This window comes from Stieleria varia (genome assembly GCF_038443385.1).
GTDB classification, from domain to species: Bacteria; Planctomycetota; Planctomycetia; order Pirellulales; family Pirellulaceae; genus Stieleria; species Stieleria varia.
The window spans coordinates 5,013,456-5,032,849 of record NZ_CP151726.1 but is presented as its reverse complement, the minus strand read 5'-3'; the positions used below and the strand labels follow the sequence as shown (position 1 = coordinate 5,032,849).

Sequence of the window (19,394 nt, the reverse complement as noted above, 5' to 3'; positions counted from 1 at the left end):
TTGCCTCGAACCTGGATCTTCTGAGCCGATGCTGAATTGGATTCGAGGACTGGCCTTGCTTCGCTTTCCAGAAATCGTTCGGGATTTGGGCGAACGCCGCTTTCACCTGCAGCGGATCGAAGAGATCCAGAGTTCCGCATCGGGCTGCAAAATTGATCGTGACATCCGAATGATCGGATACCGTAAGGACCTCTGCGACCTCAGCGACAGGGTGAACATCTGCGGGGGAACCATCCTCGCGTTCGGTGACGAGCTCAACGGCTTCGGCCGTATTTCCATCGGCGCCGAAACTTGGATCGGAGAATACAATAATCTCCGAGCGGGAGGCGGAGACATCGTCATTGGCTCAGGTTGTCTGATCAGCCAATTTTGTTCCCTCGTGGCAAGCAATCACGGAACTTCCCGAGGAACCCCCATCAAAGATCAAACTCCCCCACCGCATAAACGCGGAGTGATCATCGGCAATGACGTGTGGATCGGTGCCAGCGCGATCATCACGCCAGGGGTTGCCGTGCATCGTGGGGCGATCGTCGGCGCGGGCAGCGTCGTCACTCGCGATATCCCAGAGTATGAAATATGGGCCGGCGTACCTGCAAAGCGGATTGCTTCGCGAGACTAACAGCGCGGAAAGAGTTTCAACTCAAAAGTGGATGGCATTTCATTGAACAGCCTTAGGCAGAGAATCGGATGCTGGCTGCATGAGCGTTGGAAAACCGAGCTTGTCCTGAACGCACCAAGCGTTGCAAATCAGTTTGGACTCTCATGGTTGGATCTGTGCAACAGGAGCGAGAGACTGGTCAAAGATACTGTGACCGGTGGCCGCTACTGCGATTGGCAGGACAGTTCAAAGCTAACGGTCACGCGATTATTCCCACGAGTATCTCAACGACTGTTTCATCACTGCAACAACCTGTTTCCGATTTCATTCACTGAGCAGGATCCAACCAAAGGGACGCCGCTGCTCAGTTTTGTTGTCGGCGTGCGGGGACTCAACCGGGCCGCCCAATTCGAGGCTTCGATCTCGTCGATGCTTTCCCAACTCGGAATACCGACCGAGGTGATCGTGGTTGAGCAGGGCACAAAAAGCGAATACGCGCATCGCATTCCCGCTGGGGTGCGGCACAAACTTCTTCTACTGAAAGAGGAAAGCTTGCCCTACAATCGTTCTTGGGGACTAAACGTCGGTGTCAGGATGGCCCGCGGACGCTACGTCGCGTTGATGGACGCAGACATGTTGATACCGGAGGATTTTGCTTGCGAATGCGTGCGAGTTCTCGATAAAGGATTGGAAGCGATTCGTCCCGTCCGATTCATTTTCTACCTGTCTCGCGAGGATTCCGCGATCGTTCAACGCACGAGGACCGTTGACGCCGTCGAGCATATTGAATGCGTTGTCCACAATGCACCCAATCCGATCGTGATTCAACGCGACGCGTACCTACGTATTGGTGGCCACGACGAATCGTTTTACGGGTGGGGTGGAGAAGACAACGAGTTCATTGATCGAATGCGAACGCTGAAAATCGGCGAATCCGGATTTCTGCCGATTGCTCATTTGTGGCACGAGACCGCGAGCCGAGACGCCGACGTGGGAAATTTCCTATCTCAAAAACGCTTACTTGCACCGAAAGTGCGAATTGAGAAACTGGCCCACACCAATTTCGGTTCGGAGGCTCCCCAGCATGATTGGTGTCGTCCGTGAATCACATCATGATGACTCAGATCTTGTCCGCCTGGAAACAGTTCCCGAGGCAACATGCACAGCTGCGTGGTTTCCCAAGTGGACCGCCGATCTTCATCGGCGGAACCCACCGAAGTGGCACGACATGGTTCGCCAGCATGATGGCCGAACCGGGACTGTGGTACATCCATGAACCGTTCAATCCCAACAAAAACATTTGGTCACAAGGATTTACCTACGCATCGCCCAGCTGCAAACGCAGCGACATCGACAGCTATGTAGCGGCGATTCTGGATGGCCGCTTTCGAATCACGTCCATTACACCAAACACACACCATCGCCTGATGCCTCTCAGGCTATTTCGCCCGCCGATCCGCCGGACCATGATCAAAGATCCTCTGGCATGCCTGCTTACGGGATACTTGGCCGAACATTTTGATTTTCAAACGCTCGCTCTCTTTCGACACCCGGCCGGATTCGTTTCCAGCATCCTGCGACTCGGTTGGCCGATCGGCGATCTCATTAAAGATTTCCTTTCACGCCAAGATTTGATCGAGGATCACTTGCATCCTCATGTCGATCTGATGGAGACGCATCAAAATGGAAACGACGCCGCTGCGGCGACCGTTCTGCACGGAGTTTTGAATCTCGTGCAGTGGAATCAGCTGCAGCAGAATCCCAGGATTGTCCACTATCTATTCGAGGAGCTTTGCGAGCATCCGATCGAAAGTTTTCAAACAATCTTCCACGAAGTCGGCTTGCCATACACCGAAGAAACGCGTGAGCGACACACCCGTTTGTGCATGAATGGATCAATTGACCCGGGCGACTACCATACCCACGCCGTCAACCGCAACAGTGCCGCTATGGCGGACAGTTGGAAACGACAGTTGAGCGGCGAACAAATCCTCCAGGTCCAACGGGTCTGGGATCGATTTGACGTCCCTCTGTATCGTGAACCCCACTGGTGGTCGACGATGCCAAGCACAGAGCGAGTGTAAGATGCCCGATTGCAGTTTGAATTCCGATGCGATTCGCATTGATTGCAGAGGAATCAAGATCGGTCCGCCGACGGTCGAGATCCGATGGGCGGATCAGCTTTACCAATTCGTTTTGGATGACGTACTCAAGCGCGGAGCTTCCTTTCATGCCGGCTTGTTTGCGAATATGCACGTCACCGACGAAGCCGCATTGAGCTATCCTCGCCACCAGCGTTTTGCAGCACTGCTGGAAAGCCCGATCAATGCGTGTTACGAGCACCTAAGTCTTTTGGAGCAGAGATTTGATTGTATCTACACGCATCAGCACCACCTGATTCAAAAAGGGGCTCCTTACCGCGAACTCCACTTTGGTACGAATTGGGTTAGCGTTTGGACAGACTCAGACAGCGACTCCGTTCTGAAATCACAGACCGAGAAAGTCAAACACGTCTCCTTCATGGGCAGCATTCAGCACACCGACTCGGGAGCCTACAGCTTTCGTCGCAGTGTTGCCCAGCACGCTTTGGAGCGATCAGATGTGGATTGTTTTGGGAAAGGCATCAAAGAAGTGGGCGGTAAGGAGGAAGCGATCGCTCCGTACCGCTTCTCCATCGCAATGGAAAACGCGGCTTCCGATTTCTACTTTTCCGAAAAACTGATCGATTGCTTGTTGGTGGATACGATTCCGATCTACTACGGCTGCGATGGCATCGGAAAGCTCTTCGATCAACGAGGATTGCTGTGCTTCTCGACACTCGATGAGCTTGAACAGATACTGTCCCGAGTGAACTCGGAGTTATACGATCATCTGAAGCCGTTCGCGTTAAAGAACAAAGAAATCGCGATCCGAAACGGCTGGCACTCGCATCCCTCTTTGTTTCGGCGTGTGGCGCAATCACTGCCCCCGGGGCTCGGCTCCTGGCAACCCATTTCGATCACTCCCCCGAGCGTTTTTCATCGCGCTGCAAAAAAACTCGCGACGATGTTCTCGCTGAATCGCTAGCGACGAGATCCACCTAAAGCATGAATCAACCTCTATGAACGCTGCAGCAGTCCTCACATCCGTCCTTGCGTTGCTTGTCTCCACTGCGGCGATTGCGATCTCGTGGAAGATCTGGCAGAAGCTTCGTGAAGTTCACTTGCGGCTGCACCGTTCCGAGCAGCATCGCCAAGTGTTGGAGCAAAATCTTGGCATCATCAGTCGCGCGACCAGCCAAGCGATCGCAGCACAATTGGTCGATCGGCCGTTTGATAAAATCCGATGCGCAGCTCAGCACGGGGAAGAGCTTTATCTGTGGCAGGCTCTCAATTACCGAACTCAGGGTGTGTTCATTGAGATCGGTGCCTACGACGGAATCAGTCTCAGCAATAGCCTCTTTTTTGAGTCGATCGGGTGGCGATCCCTCCTCATTGAGGCACACCCGGAATTGGTTGCAAAGTGCAGAACGAATCGCCCCGCCGCGACAGTGGTCCATGCGGCACTCGGTGAAGTGGATGGGCCGACCCTAGAGTTCTCGATGGTTCGAGGCCCCAACGGCATGGACACGCTGAGCTTCCTCGGTCAAGCTCCGGATCATGAAGCAAGGATTCTATCTCGGGGCGGAACGATTGAGAAAACCACGGTTCCAGCACGAACCCTCAAGTCCGTGCTCGCTGAGCATTCCATTGACGCGATCGACTGCATGAGCATCGACGTCGAAGGCGCTGAACTCGCGGTCCTCAAAGCCGCCAATCTGGGAACCCTGCGTCCGCGACTGATTGTTGTGGAAGACAACAGTGGGGGATCTGATTTGTCAGTCAGCGAATTTCTCAAACAAAACGGCTATGTCCAATCCGGTACCGTCGGATGCAATGTCATGTACACTTCGCTCGCCTCTCATCGATAGTCATTTGTTGCCCAACTCTCAATACGATTATGTTTTCTGCGTCGGTATGCGCCGCGGCGGATCGACTTTGCAAACACAGCTCGTCTCGGCAATTTTGGGACGCCCTACGGTGCATCTGGTCACACCCGACACGATCGCAGCCTTTCTCCAGGATCACCGCGATCCTAAGTCAACGATCGTGGCCAAATCGCACAAGTTTCTCCCGCAAGCCGCTGAACTATCTCATACCGGGAGAGCGAGGATCGTCTACGTCTATCGTGACCTACGCGATGTGGTCGCATCGATTGTCAAAAAATACGACAGCCCTCCTTTCTCATTCGTTCATGGTGGGCTGACGGCATTGATGAAGGAATACGATGCTTGGACCTCCGTGCCGGGAATTCACATTTCCTCGTACGAAGCATTGACCAGGGATATAGCAGGTGAAGCGATAAACCTCGCTGATTTTCTCGGAATCAAGCTAACGGAGTCAGACGCCGAGATGCTCGCCGATGAGTTTTCCGTTGATCGACAACGTCAGTCGATGCGAACCACCACCGCGGACCAGGGCGAAGGAAACAATCAGTTCAACAGCGAAACGCTCTTGCACCGCGATCATATCCAATCGGGTTCCTCAGGCAGCTTTCGCGACACCCTGGCTCCATCGATCGTGGCAGCACTTGAGTGGCAGATGCGTGATTGGATGAAACGAAATCAATATGCTCCAGTGCACAACGTAGCGAGTCAGTTTCTTTGCAATAGCATGTATTCACTCAAAGCGATGGCACACAATATTGTGCGAGCGAAGAAAACGTCCAACAGCGTCGCGGAACAATAAACCGGTAATCTCATGAATCAAGATCACATATCACGCCGATGCTAAACGTCGTGTACATCTACGGACTTGGCCACAGCGGTTCCACGCTATTGGACTTGATGCTGAGCGGCCATGATCGAATCGTCGGAACCGGCGAAGCAAGCATGCTAACGAGCCCGGACTACCGAGAGAAACGACTGGCCGAACGTGAAACCAAAAAATGCTCCTGTGGACAAACTCTGCAAGAGTGCGTTCTGTGGGGAACCGTCACACAGACGCTCGTCTCGAATCCCGAGACAACCCACGTCGACGCGCTCGGTCAGCTAGCCCATCGTTTTAGCGAATCCGTCGGATCCAACCGATGGCTGAGCGATTCATCAAAGAACGCTCAAGGCTTGGATGCTTGGCTGGAGCTGAAGCGTCGTGGAGCGATCGAGTCGCTGAAGGTTATTCATCTGGTGCGTGACGCGAGGTCCCATGCTGCGTCTCAACTGGTGCGAAGTGAGCGAAGTGGTATTTTCAACGCGATGCGTGCTTTGCGATTCTGGAAAGCTTCCGTCCTGCAGCAACTTGATGCGCTCAAGCAACACCAGCTCCCCGTGCACAGCGTGGGCTACGAAGAACTGTGCCTGTTTTCGAACGCATCCACTGCTGGCATTTGCGAGTTCCTAGAGTTGCCGTATTCTGAATCGATGCAGAATCCCTCCGGAGCTCATGGTCACATCGCCACAGGCAATCCGATGCGACTGGATGCACGGAAAAGCACAGCCACCACCTACGACCACCGCTGGTTTTTTCGGCGTGACATCCAGCTCGCCTACGCACTGCTGCCTGGACTGGAAAACCTGAATCGTTCAGCATCCTATCCCCTGTCCGGACAAAATCTCAAACAACCATCGTTCAGACCACCCACGGCAACACATGCCAGCTGATGGTCTCGTATCGACGATCATCCCCGTTTTTAATCGGGCCGATCGAGTGCGGGCAGCCGTTGATAGTGTGCTGTCGCAAACCTATCGTCCGATCGAAATCATTCTGGTGGACGATGGCAGCACCGACACGACGTCAAGTGTGCTCGCAGAACTGCATCGGCAGCATTCCGAGATCATCCGCGTGATCACGCAGTCCAATTCGGGGCCGGGAGCAGCCAGAAACACCGGACTTGCCATTGCCCAAGGAGAATTCATTCAGTACCTCGATAGTGACGACGTTTTGCATCCCGAGAAGTTCAGCAAACAGGTGCAATCACTGACCGAGAATACGGATGCGGGCGTGAGTTACTGCATCACACTGAGGCAAGACCCCAGAACCAACCGATGGGTCTCTTGGGCCAAAACGGCGGAATCGATCGAGAACATCTTTCCATCCTTTCTGCCTAAACGTGGCTGGGCCACACTCACTCCGCTGTGGCGAAGAGCGGTCTGTGACGCGATTGGTCCTTGGAAATCCTATCGAGTGATGGAAGACTGGGAGCACGATCTGCGAGCCGGTTTGCTGGGTACAAGAGTCACTCGGGTTGACCAAGAATTGTGTACGGTAGTCGATCACAACGAGGATCGAGCAAGTGGGATGAACGCGGGGTTCACACGTGATCGTACCCTATATTTCTTTCAAGCTCATGAGTCCATCTGGAGCCTGATGAAACAGCATGGAAAGACAGACTGGACCTACGTCGAACCACTCAGTAGGACTCTTTTCTGGATTGCTCGCATGTGTGGCGAGCGTGGGCTAGTGCAAGAGGCGGAGGCCGCTCTGAACATTTCAGATGAAATGATGATCCTTAACGGACGGCAACCCGCCACGAAAAGATTCCGTCAGATCAAATCCGTTTTGGGGTGGTGGTTGACGGTCAAACTGGGTGAAGCGCTTCGACGATAGGACTCGCGCAAAGCCTGTCGTGAATTAGTGTTTTTTGAATGGATCGAGAACCTTTGGATCAAACGTCTCAGTCGCAGCCACGAGTGTCCGTCGTGATGAGTTGTTACAACAATGAGTCATGCGTCTCTCGAGCCGTGGACAGCATCTTGAACCAAACGTTTAGCCGATGGGAGCTGATCGTGGTCAACGATGGCTCCACCGATGCAACCGGCGAGATACTGGATGCATACGCGGATCGCGATTCACGCATCCGTGTGATTCATCAGGCCAACACGGGACTGACCAAAGCATTAATCGCAGGGTGTTCCGTTGCCAAAACCGATGTCATCGCGAGACAGGACGCCGATGACGTCTCCCGACCGCGACGCCTCGAATCTCAAATCGCTCTTTTGGATCAAGACGCTTCGCTCGGATTCGTCTCCTGCTTCGCGGAGTACGTCGGACCCCAGGGCGAGTTTCTCAGCCAGACCAGCCGACCGACCGATCCGGACGAAGCAACAAAACAATTGCTCCACGATCGAATCGGGCCGCCTGCCCATGGGACAGTCATGTTCCGCAAACCCATCTACGAAAAGGTGGGCGAATACCGTCACCAGTTCTACTGTGGTCAAGACGCCGATCTATGGCTTCGCTTGGCTGAGGTTTCCAAAATCGGATACGTTCCCGAGGTGCTTTACCAAGTGCAGATTGACTCTGTGGGGATCACCGGTTCGGGGCGACAAGTCCAACAACGCTTCGGCGTATTTGGACGTGAGTGCCATCAGGCTCGGATCTCGGGCGAAGACGAAACTCCGATACTGGCGAAAGCAGCAAAGTTGTCGGCCGACCTACGACAGGAGCGAGATGAGCGTCGGCACAGCGAGCCGACTCGGTCTCAGCAACGGTCCCGAGTCCTCAATCAGAGCAACACGAACTATATGATTGGCTCGCAGTTGATCAAGAATCGAGATGCCCGCGGGCGAGCCTACCTTTGGCAAGTCATTCGGCATCGGCCGCATCACTGGAGAGCGTGGGCCCGGCTCGCACAGTCTTCGCTCTTTGTTTTCTCGGGCGCGAATGCTGAACGAGATGCCTGTGCCCGCGGTGGTCAGGGGCAAGACGCGTAATGCCCACTCAAGGCGAAATCAACGACGGCTGGAGTGACGTACCGCGACAACCACTTCGGATTCTGACAGTCGCCAATGTCCCCCCCGATCCCAATAGTGGAGCAGCCGGTACAGTCTACCACACCAACTCTGCTTTTCGATGTCTCGGGCACACCGTCGACTCCATCTGGGCAGACGACTTGGGGCCCCGCCGAATCTCACACGGCAATCTGCACTCGCTGTTGGAACAGCCCCGCAACTACTGGCGAGAGGTCAGCAAAGCGGTCGCATGTCACGAGTACGACGTGGTCATGGTGAGCCAACCTCAAGGGTACTTGGTCGGCCGGCAACTCAAACGACAGGGTTTCCCAGGCGTGATCGTCAACCGCAGTCACGGCTTGGAGTTGCGTGCCGATGCTGCGTTACCGAAGTGGCATAAAGCACTCGGCGTGCCACAGAATCGATTCCCAAGAAACCTATTCTCCAAACCACTGCAGTCCCTGCTGACAAAGCAATGGAATGATATCGTTCGTTACATGGACGGGATTGTTGTACCGTGTGAGATGGATCGACTTTTTTTGAAGGATACCTACCCTAAGGACGCCATCCCGATTCGGACCATTCATCACGGAGTTAGCGACTCCATCTTGTCTCGCTCCGTCCTACCGTTTTCGGACCAGAGACGAAACAAGATCTTGCATGTGGGGCAATTTTCCTTTTTCAAGGGTCCTCACGTTACTGCTCAAATCCTAAATCACCTATTCGCGCGAACGTCCAAGCTATCGATGACGTGGGTGACCTCGCCCGATGGATGTGATCAAGCAAGACGCCTGATCTCCAGCGAGCATCGATCTCGGATTCGCTGGGTTCCCTGGACCAGCCAGGAAGAACTGCTTGATATTTTTGACGAGCACGGCATTTTCTTGTTTCCCACGTTGTGCGAGGGCGCAGCCAAGAGCGCGCTCGAAGCAATGGCCCGCGGCATGTGCGTCGTGGCCTCCGATGACAGCGGCACTCACGACTACATCAAAGACTTTGTCAACGGTCGCGTATGCCCTGTCGGCGATGTCGATGCTTTTGTCTCGGCTATTCTGGATGTCGTTTCTGACGAACAGGCACCGCGGATGGCGGCAGCAGCCGCGAACTACGCTCACGCCAAGACATGGCGAGTCTGCGGTGCTGAATTGGAAGGATTCTTCCGAGAGCTCTTGGCAAAAAAACGGTGAACGCAAACGCTTCGCCAATCCCACGCCGGTCCCCTTCATCGAGATTCGAATGAGTGATGTGAAAACACGTGATGCGAAAACAAAAGACGTCACAGTCGCAGAATCGACGTTGAATTGGTCAAACCACCGGATTCGATGGACCATCGGACGACTCTTCAATCACCTGTTCCGGGTTGCTGAAGTGAGTGTCGCTCAAAAGGTCTTCCGCAACCTACCGTCTCCTTGCCTCACCACACGGAATCTGTTTGGCTACCGGATGCATTTGGATTTGTCACGGAGCTTATCGCAACAGTTGCTGTATCTGATGGGCGAACGGCACATCACCGAGCGGGCGCTCATCAATGAACACGTCAAGCCTGGGATGAGCGTCGTAGATGTTGGCGCAAACATCGGCTACCACGTCCTGATGTTCGCACAACGGATTGGTGGGTCCGGGCGGATCACCGCGATCGAGCCGAGTCCAGAGAATCTTACGGAGCTGAAAGCGAATATCTCTGGAAATACTCTAAAAAACGTCGACCTTTATGAGATCGCTGTCGGTTCACGAGAAACGACCGTTGAGGTCCGTGGTGGAATCAACAGCGGAATTCAAACGGAGGGACAGGGGATCGCAGCGGTGGACATGAAACCACTTTCGGAGGTCGTTCGGGAAAAGTGTGACTTCATCAAGATTGATGTCGATGGCTATGAGGCCGAAGTGGTCGAGGGTGCATTCGACGTGCTGCGGCGTGACCGTCCCGTGTTGTTGCTCGAACTCCATCCTCACCTGCTGCCCCGATTCGGCAGCAACGTCCAAACGGTGGTCGCGAGACTGCGAGAAATCTACAACCACATAGAGGGATATGACCAATTTCGGGCCAAAGAAGACAGTGTGATTCGACGCGTGCTGCGACGCTATGCTGTACCTGACAAACTACGGGCGATTGATGAACTGGACAGCGTGATCGAGCTCGCCGATGCGGACCAACACAATTGGACGTTCTGGATCATCGCCCGTAATGTTTGATCGCTCGCGACTGGATCTTCTCAGCTCAGGAAAACGTCTGGAAACCCTAGACGTCATTCGCGGAGTTGCGGCTTTGCTGGTGCTGTTTCGGCACAGTCCGGAACTCGGCATTGCCCCCAGTTCATTTGCCGACACCGCGTTCCTGTTCGTGCGTCAAATCGGTTGGATCGGTGTCGACCTGTTCTTTGTCCTGTCGGGCTTTTTGATCGGGGCTTTGCTGTTTCGCGAGCTTGAAAAGAGCGGCACCATTGGATTGAAACGGTTTTGGATCCGGCGCGGCATGAAGATCTGGCCGTCATATTTTGCTGCGTATGGCGGCTGCGTCGCCTTGCAATTATTGCACCATGGGTTGACGACAAATGCGACGCAGTTCCGCGATACGGCGTCCAACGCGATCCCCAACGGGCTGTTTCTGCAAAACTACTTAGATTGCATCCCTTGGCCTCACAGCTGGACGCTAGCGGTCGAGGAGCACTTCTACTTGCTACTGCCACTGCTGCTACTGCTACTCAAGCCGATGCTGTTTGGGACGCGTGCCAATCCGAATCGTTTCATCGGTGTTATCCTGCTGATCTGCCTCGCGATCCTGGCAATGCGTCTGCACAACCTGTCCACAGGACGTAGCTGGAAAATCAACTATTACCGAAGCCATCTCCGCATGGACTCCTTGCTTTTTGGTGTGCTATCGAGCTGGGCTTGGCTGAGAGGCTGGTTCCAAGGTCCAACGCGATGGCTGCCGTGGACCTCCGTATTCCTGGTGGCGGCAGGCGTGCTGTTTGTGTGGCGGTATCCCTTGGAAAGTGGCGGGCCGACATCGAGCATCGGTTTCAGCCTGCTGTTCGTCGCTTCTGCATCACTGGTGTTGTTGGCGGCTCTGAATCCGCAACTTGGCAACGGATGTTCAGTATGGATTCGGGCACCCTTTCACATGGTCTCGGCAATCGGGGTCTATTCTTACACTATCTATCTCGCTCACTCGATCATCTTTTTTGTACCAGGTGTGGCATCGGCACAAACTCAGATGAATCAGGCTTTGGATTCTGCAGGCTTCGCTGATTCGTGGATTCAGTGGCTCAACCGATTGCTTTTTTTTGCCGCCTCGATCGGTTTGGGCCTGCTTTTGTCGCACACGATCGAACGCCCGTTTCTGCGTTTACGTTCGTGGGTGATGCCGAGTTGCAAACTGGTCCCACCACCCCACTGGGACGACATGAATCCGGCTATTGAGAATTGAACATACCCACGAGGGGGGCTTCCGTTCGTCCTGATTCAGGCTCAGCGCAGCTCACTGGGAGGGAGCCAAACGCTGCGCTACCGAGCGGCCCTCCGTTCGGCTGTCCCACGCGTTCAATCTGACGGCAAATATAGGTATCTGTCGCCCAACTAATCCCAACGTCCACTCTGCAAAAAATTGAACTTTTTCTTCAAATCATTGCGGCGTTAGATCATCCGGAGTAGGATAACCCGGGTTTTTCCGGTGTTGAACGGCAACCATTGGTACGCCATCGGAGGGTCTACCGTCTAGGACTGTCAGGTGCATGGGGCCACCGCTTAGTCCTCCCACCGCATGTTTCCCCACACCTCCTGTTTTGCTTCATTGCATACATCCCCCCAAGGCATCCATTCCATGATTAACAAACTCCGTTCATTAGCCAAATCCAAACCGCGTCAAGCAAAACGACGCAAGCTTCGCCGACTCGAGCAGTTGGAAGCACGGCTCAATTTGGCCACCGCTGCCGTCGTGTTAGGGGAATTGCGAATCGACGGGTTGGTGACAGAAAACAACAACATGACGGTCGATTATGCGGCCGACCTTTATACGATCACCGATACCAATCCGTTGACTCTGACCACGCCGGGTGCTGGCATGACTCAAGTCAATGCGAACACCGTGACGATTGACGGCTCGTTGGTAACCGATCGAGTTCGAGTCAACATGCGAGACGGCATGAATACGGTTACGATCAATGGAAACGGCGGTTCTGGTTGGGGTGACGAGGGCCTTCGGGTCAACAATGACACAAGAACCGATGAGCTGACGATTATTGGCAGCGGGGGCGTGAACGTGCAGACTGGTGCGGGCCGCGGACAGGTAGAGATTTTGACAGACCTCATTGAACTGGGCGGAGACATTGAGACATCTGATAATAATCTGATTGAATTTGGGACCGACACAGGGGATACAGTCGATGTCACCAATGGCTCTTTTGTAGGCGCAAGCACAGGCGCGGTGACGTTCAACGGTCCGGTTAGCTCCGCCAACAGTTCGAGCTTAGGTGTGGAAGGTGGTAACGTCCAGTTTCTTTCGGACGCGACTGGACTAGATGGCTTAAGCGTCCTTGCATTTGACTTGGCCATTTTCGCTGGTAACGTTGGCTCCAACAGCAGCTCCATCGAGGGAAACACACAAGTCAGCATCGCTGGCACGCTGACAAGTGATACGGCAGTGCTCACCAGCCCTGATCTTAATTTATCAACGGTGATGGTGGACGACCTGACCATCGAGGGCGGGGCCTTGGATATTTCCGGTGCGGTAGCACCGAATGTTCTAGCAGGCAGCGAGGTGACCTTGCGTTCTCGAGTTGCGGGGAATCCGATCACGGTATTCAACACGGCATCCTCCCCCACCGCCCCAGACAGCTTGGTGATTGATGCGACGGACATCGCCCAGTTTTCTGGATACGAACATCTCACAATTGGCGGACAGAAGGGCGTTACGCAAACGTCACTGATTACGTTGGTGAACAATGGGTTGTCGGCTAGCAACCTTTCCTTTCCGATGAACGCTTCGTTGATCGCGCAAACCATCGATGTCAATGAAGGTATTGATGCTGGAGGCAATACGACCGAATTTGAAGCAACCACGTTGAACCTGAACAATGGTCGTGCATTCACTGGGCTGGGAAATATTGTCTTTGAAGCCTTACCGGCGGGCCAGGGAGGCGATGGATCGATCACGGTCAACGGGCGTGCTTTGGCCGTTGGCGCAAACGTTCCTACACTCACTATCGCCGCCGTCACTTCGGCCACGATCCTCTCACAAATGAGTGAATTCAGTTCGATCGAGATCGAAGCTCCAACGGCTTCATTCAATTCGGGCATTTCTGCGATGACCAGTCGGGGCGACATCAGCTTCAACATGGCGAGCGCAGCGGGAGTCTTTGGTGTTGCCGGTGGCCTCTTCGCAACAGGCAGTGTCTCGGTGAATGGAGATTTGGACCTACTGGGTGACAGTTTGTTATTCGCGCGTGGAGGAGGAGCCATTGACGTTATGGGTAACGTCATCGGAAACGGAAATGCACTAGAAATCCGTGGGCTACCAGCGATGCCGGCATCACTTGTTTCCCTTGGCGGAGCGAGCGATTTGGCTAGATTCAGCGTGCTTCATAATAACGGCGTGGTTCTGGGCGGAACCATCGACGTTAACGTGCCCGGTGGCGATGTGATAATCCGAACCAACGGCAATCTGTCGATCGGTGGCGATATCCTCTCCGCGGACAATGTCGACCTCATTTTCAGCACAGCTGATCTGGCTGGTGGAGATCGGCTGATCGACAGCATTGCCGATTCACGCGTTCAACTGATTGGTGACTTCGCCGGCGCTGGCACACTGACGGTTGACGCCGGACAGTACATCCGAGGTGGTGCCGACGGTGGTGTGACCATCGTGGTTGTCTGATAGGAATCGCGTCTCGCTGATTATCTCTCGACCGGTCAGATGATTACTTCATCTGACCGGTTTTGCATTGAGACCGCTACATCTATGAATTCAACCTCTGCATGATCACGATCGCCATTCCTACGTATGGACGCGACGCGGTGCTCATCGACTCGGTCAGTGCGTTATTGTCACTGGAGATTCGGGCCGATGAAATTCTGGTCATCGATCAGACCCCCGAACACGATCTTGAAACCCAGCGCAAATTGCAAGACTGGCACGACCTCGGAGACATACGATGGATTCGATTGGAGACGCCGTCCATCACGCGATCCATGAACCACGCATTGCAGCATGCCATGTCAGAGTTGGTTCTCTTTCTCGACGATGACATCTTGCCGAGAGCCGAGATTGTTGCGATTCACAGTGCGGCCCACGTTGATGATCCATCACTATGGGCAACGGTGGGACAGGTGATCCAGCCGTGGCAGAAACCCGAGGATGTTGAGGCGCCTCGAAAAACCATAGGACTACGGATCGACGAAGACTTTCCGTTTCATTCCACCCGCGACATGGATGTCCAAAACGTGATGGCTGGCAACCTCTGCGTCCATCGTCAGCGAGCTCTCTCCATCGGCGGCTTTGACGAGAACTTTGTGGGTTCCGCTTATCGGTTTGAGACGGAGTTTGCCCGACGAATCGGAAAAGCGGGTGGCAAGATTCGATTTCTTGGTGGAGCCGGAATCGATCATCTGCGTGCCGAACGAGGCGGAACACGCAGCTCGGGTTCCCACCTCACCAGTGCCGATCCTAAACACGGTGTTGGTGATCACTATTTTGCGTTGCTGCATGCGGATTCGCCCACGGAAGCACGAGCTTATTGCATGAAACGGATTCTGCGGGAAGTGCGTACGAAGTTCCACTTGACTCATCCGTGGTGGATTCCTGTGAAGTTGGTTGGCGAAATAAGAGCGTATTTTGCTGCGAAGCAATTGGTTGAAAAGAAGCGGGTTAGCAGCTAACAGAGGGCAGGTGCGGTTCGCTTGCTCGGGTCAATTTGTTGGCATTCCGAATGCTTGTCTATCAGTGTTGACTGGCAAGGATCTTGCCTCACACATTACGGAGAGTCGTCATGAATTGTTTTCGTGATCCGATTGTTTGGGAAAAAGCTCACTAACATTGCAGAAGGCTTCGGACGCTGAGGCGATAAATCAGAAGACGATCCAATCCTTGAGTCCAAGGTGGTGGACGTCAATTGAATTGGATGGTCATGCAGTGAAATGTGTTCTATCGCTTCGATACGCTATCGGCTCGGAAGGCCGAGTGACGATCGTCAACCGCTAACAGCTAACCGATATGAAGCTCGCTTTCGTCACCAGCCATCCGATTCAATATCAAGTTCCCGTCTTCCGGCATCTGAGTGGATTTGATGACATCGACTTTCAAGTTCTGTTTGCGATGCTGCCTGATGCTGCGGCACAGGGTGCCGGTTTCGGCATGGAGTTTGAATGGGACGTCCCGTTGCTGGATGGATATCAGCACCACGTGCTGGAGAACGTTGCCGACAACCCAGGCGTGACCCACTTTAGTGGTTGCGACACACCAGGGATTGTCGATCAATTGAGAACCCGAAAGATCGATGCGGTGGTGGTCAATGGATGGGTAGTGAAAACGTGTGTGCAGACATTGAGAGCCTGCAAGAAGCTCAAGATTCCGTGCATTGTTCGCGGCGAAGCGAATCACTTGCGGCCGCGGCCGTGGTGGAAAAAGGTGTTGCAGCGGCAGCTGATTCGTCGCTACGACGCCTACTTGCCCATCGGTTCCGCGAATCGTGATTTCTACGCGAGCTACGGTGTGCGGGGCGAGCAGATGTTTGATGCCCGGTATTGTATCGAGAATGATCGGTTTGAACGGGCCGCACAGTCGATGAGGAGCGAGCGTGGTGAGTTGCGACGCCAGTGGAGTATCCCGGCGGACGCGGTTTGCTTTCTGTTCTGTGGCAAGTTTGAAAAGAAAAAACATCCGGTGGAATTGGTCAAAGCGTTTGGTGATGCGGTACGGCTTGCCAAAGAACGTCATGCGCAGCATGCCCTCCATTTGCTGATGGTCGGTGATGGTGAGTTGCGAGCCGAGTGCGAGCGGTTGGTTGCTGAGAGTGGGCTGCCGGTGACTTTTGCGGGTTTTCTGAATCAATCCGAAATCGTTGGCTCCTACGTCGCGTGTGACTGTCTCGTATTGCCGTCGGATCATGGTGAGACCTGGGGGCTGGTGGTCAACGAGGCGATGGCGTGTGGACGTCCCGCGATCGTCAGTGATCAAGTTGGCTGTGAGCGAGATTTGATCGTGGAGGGGGAGACCGGGTTCTCGTTCGCATTCGGTGACTGGGATTCGCTGACGCAGAGAATGATGCAGGCCGCGAGCTGCGACGTCGATCTGTCCTCGATGGGTTCGAAGGCGTTTGAACTGATTCGAAAGTACTCTCCATTGGCAGCGGCCGAAGGCATTCGAGATGCTGCGCGTTACGTGGTGCGGTAGTAGGTCCGCAATCGTACGTCAGGCTTTCTAGCCTGACACTTCATCCCAAGATAAGTCAGCCTGGAAAGGCTGACGTACATTTATGCCCCTCACCGTCTGTCTTGTTGAAACCGCATTGCCTAGTTCCAAGGGCAGCATGCGTCGTTATGCGGATATCATCGCATCGGCGTTTGCCGGCGACGATAGGATTCACGTCGAGCGTGCGTGCGTCGCAGGCGATGTGCAGCGCTTGCCTGGGAAATTACGCACACTCGCCCATCATGCGTCGGTGGTGCGAAATGGACGGCGACTTGCGAAGCAATCGGACGCGCACTTGTTTCACGTCATCGATGGCAGCCATGGCTATCTTGCTCGTGTACTGCGACACTATAAAACGGTTGTTACGGTTCATGACGTCATCCCTAAGCTGCAGTCCATGGGAAAATTTGAGACAGCGTCCCCTGGGTTTCTCTCTCGCAAGATCATTAATTTTTCCCTCAGCGGACTTCCGTTTGCGGATCATTTGATTTTCGATAGTCAGTCGACCCTGAACGATGTTGCTGGGCTAGGGATATCCAATCGAGGCAAGCACAGTATCTTGTTTCCGCCGTTGGAGGACCAATTCTCAATTCGCAAGATCGATACAACCTCAACGAGACCTGCTGATCTGAGCGTCCCGTTCGTGTTTCATATCGGGAATAACGGTTTCTACAAGAACCGAAAGGGAGTGATTGAGGTTTTCGCCAGAGTGGCCGCAGAGATTCCACACAGATTGATCCTCGCAGGCCCACCTCCTACTCTAGAGCATCTGGATCGCGTGAGACAGTTGCAGTTAACAGAAAGGGTGGCGTTCGAATCCTATCCATCGGACGAACGAGTTCATCTCTTGTATCGACATGCAGACGTCTTGATGTTCCCGAGCTTCTACGAAGGTTTCGGCTGGCCACCGATCGAAGCGATGGCACTTGGGTGCCCCGTGGTTTGCAGCAACGGCGGATCGCTTGGAGAGGTGGTGGGAGATGCGGCGTTGGTATCTGGAGTGGGGGACGTTGAAGCGATGGCGGGGAATCTGTTGCGTTTGCTGTCCGACAGCGATTTGTCGAGCACGATGCGAGCAAAAGGGGCCGAGCACGCGAGTGCGTTTGGGATCGGCGAATTTTCAGATACGTTGAGGCAAATCTATCTTGACGTTGTCGGCTGAAGCCAGCACATCAGCGATAGGAAAAACGCAATGGCGTTTTTGGGAATGAATCACTACGATCGCTAGCTATGATCACTCTGGGATATTTCAGTTTATTGGGACTCGCGTGCCTTGTGGCCCTCGCCGATTGGCGGAAGGCTATCTACATGGCAATTCTGCTCGATTTCTTGCGAGATCCAGTACGCAAAATGGATCCGAGTGAGTCAGTTCTGATCACCATTAGTGTTCTCGGACTTTGGGCAGTGATCACTGTTTCCGCGTGGATGCGATCCAGGAATCAAATTCAAATCGCCTTTCGTGAGCACCCGCGAGTATTTTCTGCGATCCGGTATCTGGCTATTGCGATGATCCCGGGCAGCATCTTGTCGCTGGCACTGTACCAAGGCGGCTACAAGATGGTCGGCTTGGGCGTCATCTCATACTTGGCTCCATTTGCTGGCATCTTGCTGGGCTACTTGATTTCGCGTCGACCGAAGGACATCAGTGGGTTCATGATGTTCTACTGCATCGTGAATGGTATAGCGTTGACAGGCGTGATCGCGGAGTACTCGGGAGCGAATTGGCCTGCATTGGGCGGGTTGCGAGGAATGGAATGGATACGCTATTCCGGCCAGGAAACCGTCAAGCTGATTGGCGGACTTTATCGAAGCCCAGACATCATGGGACTGCACGCTGCCCAGGTGGTGATGTTTTCATTGACGCTGGCGATCCAAAAGTCGCGTCGGCAATCACCTATCTGGATAGTGCTCGCTCTATTCGGCTGCTTGTGTCTACTGTTGTCCGGGCGACGAAAGATGCTTGGGATGCCGTTGGTCTTCTTGGCCGTCCTGGCGTTGCTGACGTACATTCGAAAAATCACTCGTGTACAAGCCATTGTGGTCCCGATAGTCGCGGCGGCAGCGCTGATTGGTGGCGTCTTTCTTGTTGCGACGGATGAATATGTTGGCACCGAGTACATGAATTTCGCCGGGACGCTTTTCACAAGCGGTGTGGAGCGTTACCAAGAGGTTGTGGTCGGCTCGGTTCAAGGAACCATTATCCAGTCAGGAGTCCTGGGCGAAGGGATCGGAACAGCGACTCAAGGCTCCTACCACTTGATGCAGCACGACCGTCGCCAAGGAAGGAATCGATTTAGCAGCGGCGGTTGGCAGGAAGACGGCGTCAGTCGCATTTTCAGGGAGCTTGGTCTGTTCGGCGTGATCTTTGTCGTCCTTTCAGCATGGTCGTTGATTCGGGCGATCATGAGCGCGGTCCAGCGAGTCCCGGCGAGTTGGCACGGTGCCGTGGCACAACTCTGCATGATCTCGATTGTGGTTGCAAATCTTGCATCTTTCACTGTCTCTCACCAGCAGTTCAGCGGCGACCCTCCTTCGGCGCTCTTAGTATTGATCGTCCTTGGGATAGCATTCGGCGTCACGTCAATTGCAAAAGCACGTAAGATCAAACAACTTGAACGGCGGCCCCGTCATTCAGCGGCTTGATT

Annotated in this window: 17 protein-coding genes; all 17 read left to right on the top strand. The window is 54.1% G+C overall.

The annotated features are described in order from the left end of the window. Positions 1–28 precede the first annotated feature (28 nt). The 17 genes from Pla52nx_RS16930 to Pla52nx_RS16850 all read left to right on the top strand — a co-directional run bounded on the left by Pla52nx_RS16930 (position 29) and on the right by Pla52nx_RS16850 (position 19,392). Positions 29–619 carry an acyltransferase gene (locus tag Pla52nx_RS16930; protein WP_146519124.1) on the top strand — a complete coding sequence of 197 codons (591 nt, stop codon included), beginning with the start codon at positions 29–31 and terminating at the stop codon, positions 617–619. 27 nt (positions 620–646) lie between these two features. Further along, positions 647–1,702 (top strand): galactosyltransferase-related protein, encoded by a 1,056-nt coding sequence (locus Pla52nx_RS16925; protein WP_315854994.1) that lies wholly within the window; start codon positions 647–649, stop codon positions 1,700–1,702. Between the two features lie 8 nt (positions 1,703–1,710). Beyond that, positions 1,711–2,682 carry a sulfotransferase gene (locus tag Pla52nx_RS16920; RefSeq protein WP_146519122.1) on the top strand — a complete coding sequence of 324 codons (972 nt, stop codon included), beginning with the start codon at positions 1,711–1,713 and terminating at the stop codon, positions 2,680–2,682. Position 2,683: 1 nt separating this feature from the next. Next, the gene (locus tag Pla52nx_RS16915; protein ID WP_146519121.1) at positions 2,684–3,664 is read left to right on the top strand and encodes a glycosyltransferase family 10 domain-containing protein; all 981 of its coding nucleotides are present in this window, start codon (positions 2,684–2,686) and stop codon (positions 3,662–3,664) included. Between the two features lie 34 nt (positions 3,665–3,698). Next, complete coding sequence (locus tag Pla52nx_RS16910; RefSeq protein ID WP_146519120.1) at positions 3,699–4,547, top strand: FkbM family methyltransferase; 849 nt, start codon at positions 3,699–3,701, stop codon at positions 4,545–4,547. A 7-nt stretch (positions 4,548–4,554) separates the two neighbouring features. Further along, entirely contained in the window at positions 4,555–5,364 is an 810-nt protein-coding gene (locus tag Pla52nx_RS16905; RefSeq protein WP_197454395.1) for a sulfotransferase domain-containing protein, read from the top strand. Positions 5,365–5,402: 38 nt separating this feature from the next. Then, a complete protein-coding gene (locus tag Pla52nx_RS16900; RefSeq protein ID WP_146519118.1) occupies positions 5,403–6,275 on the top strand; it encodes a sulfotransferase in 873 nt (290 codons plus the stop codon). After that, the gene (locus tag Pla52nx_RS16895; RefSeq protein WP_146519117.1) at positions 6,265–7,221 is read left to right on the top strand and encodes a glycosyltransferase family 2 protein; all 957 of its coding nucleotides are present in this window, start codon (positions 6,265–6,267) and stop codon (positions 7,219–7,221) included. Before Pla52nx_RS16900 ends, Pla52nx_RS16895 begins: the two co-directional genes overlap by 11 nt. Positions 7,222–7,259: 38 nt before the next feature. Continuing rightward, on the top strand, positions 7,260–8,327 hold the full coding sequence (locus Pla52nx_RS16890) for a glycosyltransferase family 2 protein (protein WP_146519116.1): 1,068 nt from the start codon (positions 7,260–7,262) through the stop codon (positions 8,325–8,327). Next, a complete protein-coding gene (locus tag Pla52nx_RS16885) occupies positions 8,327–9,532 on the top strand; it encodes a glycosyltransferase family 4 protein (RefSeq protein WP_146519115.1) in 1,206 nt (401 codons plus the stop codon). The genes Pla52nx_RS16890 and Pla52nx_RS16885 overlap by 1 nt, the downstream gene beginning before the upstream one ends. Before the next feature lie 49 nt (positions 9,533–9,581). Continuing rightward, entirely contained in the window at positions 9,582–10,538 is a 957-nt protein-coding gene (locus tag Pla52nx_RS16880; RefSeq protein WP_197454394.1) for an FkbM family methyltransferase, read from the top strand. Beyond that, positions 10,531–11,772 carry an acyltransferase family protein gene (locus tag Pla52nx_RS16875; RefSeq protein ID WP_197454393.1) on the top strand — a complete coding sequence of 414 codons (1,242 nt, stop codon included), beginning with the start codon at positions 10,531–10,533 and terminating at the stop codon, positions 11,770–11,772. The genes Pla52nx_RS16880 and Pla52nx_RS16875 overlap by 8 nt, the downstream gene beginning before the upstream one ends. A gap of 393 nt (positions 11,773–12,165) precedes the next feature. Further along, positions 12,166–14,217, top strand: coding sequence for a beta strand repeat-containing protein (locus Pla52nx_RS16870; protein ID WP_146519112.1), 2,052 nt, complete (start codon positions 12,166–12,168; stop codon positions 14,215–14,217). Positions 14,218–14,318: 101 nt separating this feature from the next. After that, positions 14,319–15,218 (top strand): glycosyltransferase family 2 protein, encoded by a 900-nt coding sequence (locus Pla52nx_RS16865; protein WP_146519111.1) that lies wholly within the window; start codon positions 14,319–14,321, stop codon positions 15,216–15,218. A 334-nt stretch (positions 15,219–15,552) separates the two neighbouring features. After that, complete coding sequence (locus Pla52nx_RS16860; protein WP_146519110.1) at positions 15,553–16,731, top strand: glycosyltransferase; 1,179 nt, start codon at positions 15,553–15,555, stop codon at positions 16,729–16,731. 82 nt (positions 16,732–16,813) lie between these two features. Continuing rightward, on the top strand, positions 16,814–17,911 hold the full coding sequence (locus tag Pla52nx_RS16855) for a glycosyltransferase family 4 protein (RefSeq protein ID WP_146519109.1): 1,098 nt from the start codon (positions 16,814–16,816) through the stop codon (positions 17,909–17,911). A gap of 146 nt (positions 17,912–18,057) precedes the next feature. Next, on the top strand, positions 18,058–19,392 hold the full coding sequence (locus Pla52nx_RS16850; protein WP_146519108.1) for a hypothetical protein: 1,335 nt from the start codon (positions 18,058–18,060) through the stop codon (positions 19,390–19,392). The last annotated feature ends 2 nt before the right edge of the window (positions 19,393–19,394 follow it).